General features: G+C 71.3%; 5 protein-coding genes. 1 reads left to right on the forward strand and 4 read right to left on the reverse strand.

Annotated elements, in window-relative coordinates; all coding sequences use genetic code 11:
* Positions 1-245: 245 nt before the first annotated feature.
* From ND748_RS21800 to ND748_RS21815, 4 genes are all read right to left on the reverse strand, one after another.
* Positions 246-1535: an FAD-binding oxidoreductase gene (locus ND748_RS21800; protein ID WP_251747841.1), complete on the reverse strand. Its 1290-nt coding sequence runs from the start codon at positions 1533-1535 to the stop codon at positions 246-248.
* Positions 1536-1773: 238 nt separating this feature from the next.
* Positions 1774-2520: a succinate dehydrogenase/fumarate reductase iron-sulfur subunit gene (locus ND748_RS21805; protein WP_136447311.1), complete on the reverse strand. Its 747-nt coding sequence runs from the start codon at positions 2518-2520 to the stop codon at positions 1774-1776.
* Positions 2521-2694: 174 nt separating this feature from the next.
* Positions 2695-4632 (reverse strand): fumarate reductase/succinate dehydrogenase flavoprotein subunit, encoded by a 1938-nt coding sequence (locus tag ND748_RS21810; protein ID WP_251747842.1) that lies wholly within the window; start codon positions 4630-4632, stop codon positions 2695-2697.
* Positions 4633-4648: 16 nt separating this feature from the next.
* Positions 4649-5275 (reverse strand): succinate dehydrogenase cytochrome b subunit, encoded by a 627-nt coding sequence (locus ND748_RS21815; RefSeq protein ID WP_251747843.1) that lies wholly within the window; start codon positions 5273-5275, stop codon positions 4649-4651.
* 206 nt (positions 5276-5481) lie between these two features.
* Here ND748_RS21815 and ND748_RS21820 point away from each other — a divergent pair.
* On the forward strand, positions 5482-6497 hold a 1016-nt coding region (locus ND748_RS21820; RefSeq protein WP_251747844.1), incomplete at its 3' end, for a LysR family transcriptional regulator.

Below are 6497 nucleotides of genomic sequence, written 5' to 3' on the forward strand. Positions count from 1 at the left end.
GTGCCGCGGCGCCCGCCGGCGGCGCGCTGCCCTTCACCGGTGTCGAGACCGGAGCCATGGCCTCGATCGCGGTGGCCCTGCTTGGCGGCGGTGCGTTGCTGCGGGTCGCGGCCCGGCGTCGTCGGGTCGCCGGCGCCACTCCCCGTACCGAGGCCTGATCGAGCCCGGTAACGGCGGCCGGTGCGGCCGGGGAGGGCGAGACTGCCCACCCCGGCCGCACTCAGCCAGCGTGGCGGACCCGCGGGTCAGCGCAGCGGGTCGAAGGGGGCCAGGTCTGCTGCGGGGGTGCCGGCGACGACGGCATCGGCGAGCAGCCGGCCGGTGACCGGGCCCAGAGTGATGCCCCACATGCCGTGGCCGCCCGCGACGAACACCCGCGGCGACGCGGTCGGGCCGATCAGCGGCAGCCCGTCCGGGGTGCAGGGACGCGGCCCGACCCACTCGTGGGTGCGAGTGTCGAGGTCGACCCCGCGCAGCAGGCCTCGCGTCGCCTCGACGACCGCGCGGGTGCGCCGCGGATCCGGTGGCGCGTCCGGATGGCGGAACTCCATCATCCCGGCGACTCGCAGGCCGTCGCCGATGGGCGTGCAGGCCACCCGGGAGGCCGGGAAGTAGATCGGCCCGCTCGGTGGCTGTTCGGTCCTGACGTGGAAGCTGTAGCCGCGGCCGGCCTGCACGGGCAGGCGGACCCCGAAGGGCCGGGCCAGCCTGGGCAGCCAGGCGCCGGTGGCGAGGACCGCGGCGTCGAACGCGCCCGCCGCCGGGAGCGGGCCGAGCACCTCGACCCGGTCACCGACCTCCCGGATGCCGGCGACGGCCGTCGACTCGTGGAGCACGCCACCGCGGGCCCGCACGCTCTCGGCGAGGGCCGCGACGAAGCGCCCCGGGTCGCAGAACCGCTGCCCGTGCACGGAGGCGACGTACCGGACCTGCTCGGACAGCAACGGGGAGAGGTCGCGGGCGGCGACGGGGTCGAGCACCTCGGCGTCGACCGGCTGGCCGGCCGCGCGTACCTCGGCGAGCTCGACGAGCAGCGCGTCGAGGTCGGCACGGTCCCGGTAGCCGGCGAGGAAGGGCGCGGCGGTCCGGGTCGGCGCGGTGACGCCGCCCGCCGCGAGCTCGTCGAACGCGCCGAGGGCCGCCCGGGTCAGCGGTGCGAGCGCCCGCATGGCCCGCCGCCAGCGACCGGTCGTGCTGTGCCGGACGAATCCGGCGACGAAGCGGGCGAGCCCGGCATCGGCGACCGGCGGCACGTACACCGGTGAGTCCGGCCGCAGCAGCACCCGCAGCCCGTAGCGCAGCACCGCCGGCTCGGGCAGTGGGGTGGCGAGGCCGGGGGTGAGCCAGCCCGCGTTGCCCCAGGACGAGCCGGTGCCGGCCCAGGTCGGCCCGGTGGTGAGCCGGTCCCGGTCGAAGACCGTCACCCGCACCCCGCGCTCCTGCAGGAACCAGGCCACGCACAGCCCGACCATCCCGCCGCCGATCACCGCCACCTGATCGGGAACGTCCCGTGCCCGCCTGTCCACCGTCACCATGGTCCGCCGACAGCCGAGGCGGCGCTGCCGTTCCGTCCCATCCGCGACTTATGCCACGATTTTCGGGGTCTCCAGGCATCGCCAGGTGGCTGCCCGCCAGGTGGCTGCCACGCGGCGGAGTCCCGCAGACGGCGGAGTCCCGCAGACGGCGGCGCCCCGCCGACGGAGGTGCTGTCGACGGGGCGCGCGCCGGCTTCCTTCGTGCCCGTCCGGAGGGTTCCGGGTCGGGCGAGGCGAGCTACTTGCGGCCGAGGGACGCGCGGAGGTACTCGCGGTTGAGGGTCGCGATGCTGTCCATAGGGATGCCCTTCGGGCAGGCGTTGGTGCACTCGCCGGTGTTCGTGCAGCCGCCGAAGCCTTCGGCGTCCATCGCCTCGACCAGGTTGAGCACGCGGCTCGCCCGCTCCGGCGCCCCCTGCGGCAGGCTGTTGAGGTGCGCCACCTTCGCCGAGGTGAACAGCATCGCCGAGCCGTTCGGGCAGGCGGCGACGCAGGCCCCGCAGCCGATGCAGGTGGCGTTGTCGAACGCGGTGTCCGCGATCGGCTTCGGCACCGGCGTGGAGTGCGCCTCGGGGGCGCTGCCCGTCGGGGCGCTGATGTACCCGCCAGCCTGGATGATCCGGTCGAGCCCCGACCGGTCCACCATCAGGTCCTTCAGCACGCCGAACGCGACCGAGCGCCAGGGCTCGATGTCGATCACGTCGCCGTCGGAGAACGAGCGCACGTGCAGCTGGCACGTGGTGGTCAGGGCCCGCGGCCCGTGCGCCTGCCCGTTGATCACCACGCCGCAGGAGCCGCAGATGCCCTCGCGACAGTCGTGGTCGAAGGTGACCGGGTCCTCGCCCTCCAGGGTCAGCCGCTCGTTGAGCACGTCGAGCAGTTCCAGGAAGGACATGTCCGGGTTGGCGTCGGGCACCTCGTAGGCCACCATGCGGCCGGGTTCGGCCGGGCCGGCCTGGCGCCAGATCCGCAGGGTGAGCTTCACGGTCGGCTCCTTGCACTGTCGTGGTTCTGCGGGAGCGCGCGGGTCATGGGGTGCGCGTCGATCATGGTTTGCGAGTCGATCATGAGTTGCGGGTGGGTCATGGGTTGCGGGTGGATCGTGGGTTGCACGTTGATCAGTGCTGCTTCGTGGTTCATGGCTGTCCGACCCCGTCTCTCACGCGTAGTTGCGCTGGGCGAGATGGACGTAGTCGAACTCGAGCGGCTCCCGGTGCAGGATCGGGGCGCCGCCGGTGCCACCGAACTCCCAGGCGGCGGCGTAGGCGAACCGGTCGTCGTCGCGGCGGGCCTCCCCGTCCGGGGTCTGGCTCTCGACCCGGAAGTGACCGCCGCAGGACTCCTCGCGGTGCAGCGCGTCGACGCAGAGCAGCTCGCCGAGCTCCAGGAAGTCCGACACCCGGTTGGCCCGCTCCAGGCTCTGGTTGATGTTGGCGCCGCTGCCCGGCACCTTCACCGAACGCCAGAACTCCTCGCGCAGCTCGGGCAGGCGGCCGAGCGCCTTGCGCAGGCCGTCCTCGGTGCGCGCCATCCCGCACTCGTTCCAGAGGATCTCGCCGAGCTCGCGGTGGAACGAGTCGACGGTGCGCTCGCCGTTGATCGACAGTAGCCGGTCCAGGCGGCCCGTCGCCTCGGCGACCGTCGCGGTCACCTCGGGGTGGCTGGCGTCGACCTTGTCGAGCTTGGTGGAGGCGATGTAGTTGCCGAGCATGGGCGGCAGCACGAAGTAGCCGTCGGCCAGGCCCTGCATCAGCGCGCTCGCGCCGAGCCGGTTGGCGCCGTGGTCGGAGAAGTTCGCCTCACCGACGACGAAACAGCCCGGGATGGTGCTCTGCAGGTCGTAGTCCACCCACAGGCCACCCATCGTGTAGTGGATGGCGGGGTAGATCCGCATCGGGACCTTGTACGGGTCCTCGCCGGTGATCCGGTCGTACATCTCGAACAGGTTGCCGTACTTCTCCCGGACGGCGGGCTCGCCCATCCGCTTGATCGCGTCGGCGAAGTCGAGGTAGACGCCCAGGCCGCCGGGGCCGACCCCGCGGCCCAGGTCGCACTGGTTCTTCGCCGCACGCGAGGCGATGTCGCGGGGGACCAGGTTGCCGAAGCCGGGGTAGATGCGCTCGAGGTAGTAGTCGCGATCCGCCTCGGGGATCTGGTCCGGGGAGCGGGTGTCGCCCGGGTTCTTCGGCACCCAGATCCGGCCGTCGTTGCGCAGCGACTCGCTCATCAGGGTGAGCTTGGACTGGTGGTCGCCCGACCGCGGGATGCAGGTCGGGTGGATCTGGGTGTAGCACGGGTTGGCGAAGTAGGCCCCACGCCGGTGCGCCCGCCAGATCGCGCTCGCGTTGGAGTTCTTCGCGTTCGTCGACAGGTAGAACACGTTGCCGTACCCGCCGGTGGCGAGCACGACCGCGTCGGCCAGGTAGGTCGAGATCTCGCCGGTGATCAGGTCACGGGCGACGATGCCGCGAGCGCGGCCGTCGATGACGATCAGGTCCAGCATCTCGGTGCGCGCGTGCATCTCCACGCCGCCGGCGTCGATCTGGCGCGACAGCGCCTGGTATGCGCCGATCAGGAGCTGCTGGCCCGTCTGGCCACGGGCGTAGAAGGTACGCGCGACCTGCACGCCGCCGAACGACCGGGTGTCGAGCAGGCCGCCGTACTCGCGGGCGAACGGCACGCCCTGCGCCACGCACTGGTCGATGATCTGGGTCGACGTCTGAGCGAGCCGGTAGACGTTGGACTCCCGGGACCGGAAGTCGCCGCCCTTGACCGTGTCGTAAAACAGCCGGTAGACCGAGTCGCCGTCGTTGCGGTAGTTCTTCGCGGCGTTGATGCCGCCCTGCGCGGCGATGGAGTGCGCCCGGCGCGGGGAGTCCTGGTAGCAGAACTGGATGACGTGGTAGCCCTGCTCGGCGAGGGTCGCCCCGGCGGCCCCGCCGGCCAGACCCGTCCCCACGACGATGACGCTGTGTCGCCGCCGGTTCGCCGGGTTGACCAGCTTGGCGTCGAAGCGGCGCTTGTCCCAGCGCTGCTCGATCGGCACGTCCGGCGCAGTGGTGTCGGCGATGTCATCGCCGAGCTTGTAGAACGACATGTCAGCTCTTTCGTGCTCAGTCGACGAGGCCGGCGAGGACCGACACCGGAACGATCAGGAATCCCACCGTGAGAAGCACGGCGAGACCCGTCGCCGCACCCTTGAAGGCGCGGTCGCGGCTCGGCCGGTTGTACCCGAGGGTCTGGGCGGCGCTCCAGAAACCGTGCTGGATGTGGAGGCCCAGGCAGATCATGGCGACGATGTAGATGGCCGTGACCCACCACACGCTGAAGCTCGACACGACGTTGTCGTAGGCGGCGCCGTGGACTCCGTGGCGGTTGAGCGTGAGCGTGGTGAAGTCGAGGATGTGGTAAACGATGAACAGCGCCAGGGTGATACCGCCGTAACGCATGATGTGCGTGGCGTAGCCGGCCTTGGCTCGTTGGTGGTGGGAGTATTTCGTCGGCCGGGCCTTCAGATCACGTCGGCTGAGCTGGTATGCCGTGACGGCGTGTAGCACCACGGCCACTACCAGTACGAACCGCTGGATCCACAAATACCAGGTCTCGTGCAGGACCGGATTCCCGATCGTGCGCAGCCAGTGGGCATAGTGGTCGAAGTCGGTTGGGCCGAAGAAGATCTTCAGGTTCCCGAGCATATGGACGATCAGGAACAGCAGCATCAGCAGACCGGTGACCGCCATCACGGTCTTCTTGCCGATCGTCGAACGCCAGAAGTTCAACGGAGCGAAGGAGGATCGCGCGGGGCGCGGGGGGCGTCCAGCGGGCGCCGGTCGCGTCGGGGTTGTTACAGCCACGCCCGCACCCTAGAGCCGGGGCCTCGAGTGGTCCAAGACATGATAAACCTGGACTCCATAGTCGGCTGCTATCGAGGTCTACGCTGGCCGGTGTGCAGTTCCACCAGCTCGCCTATTTCGTCGCCGTCGCGGAGACCCGTCATTTCACCCGGGCCGCGCAGCGGATGCATGTGGCGCAACCCTCACTGTCCCAACAGGTTCGCGCGCTCGAACAGGAGTTGGGCACACCACTGTTCAATCGCGCTCGGGGCAACATCAGCCTGACCGCGGCCGGGGAGACGCTGCTGCCGTTGGCGCGGCGCATCCTCGCCGACACGGAGACGGCTCGCCAGCGCGTCAACGAGCTGCTCGACCTGCGCCACGGCACGGTCCGCCTCGGCGCGACGCCGAGCCTGTGCACCGGCTTCCTGCCCGACGTGCTGCGCCTGTTCCACCAGCGCTACCCGGGCATCCGCCTGCTGGTCGAGGAGGGCGGCTCCCGGGACCTGGTCCGCGACCTCGCGGGTGGCGACCTCGACCTCGCCCTGATCATCCTGCCGCTGCAGAGCTCCGACTCGGCCCTGGTCACCTCCCCGCTCATCCGGGAGAGCCTGGTCCTGGTCTCCTCCCTCGACGAACCGCCGGTCGTCACCGGTCGCTCACTGAATGTAGCCGACCTGCGCAACCACCCGCTGGTCATGTTCCGGCGCGGCTACGACCTGCGCGAGGCCACCGTGACGGCCTGCCGGGAGGTCGGCTTCGAACCGACCTTCGCGATCGAGGGCGGCGAGATGGACGCGGTGCTCGGCTTTGTCGCGGCGGGGCTCGGCAGCGCCGTGATCCCGAGCATGGTCGCCCGCCGTCTCGGCATGCGGGTGACTCCCTTCGTGGCACCCGGGCTGCAGCGCACGATCGGGCTGGCGCGGCGCCGCGACGTCGAGCCGACCCGCGCCGCCGTCGAACTCCAGCGCACCCTGTGGGAGTACCTGCGCCACGCCGCCGCCACCGGCAACCTCCCCGACGGCACCCGACTGCTCGGCGACCGCGCTGGTCCAGCCTCCGCCACCGCCTCCGCCACCGCCACCGCCACCGCCACCGCCGCCACCCCGGCCACCGCCCCCGCCGCCCT

This window comes from Frankia sp. AiPs1, assembly GCF_023716945.1.
In the GTDB taxonomy this organism is placed as follows: Bacteria; Actinomycetota; Actinomycetes; order Frankiales; family Frankiaceae; genus Frankia.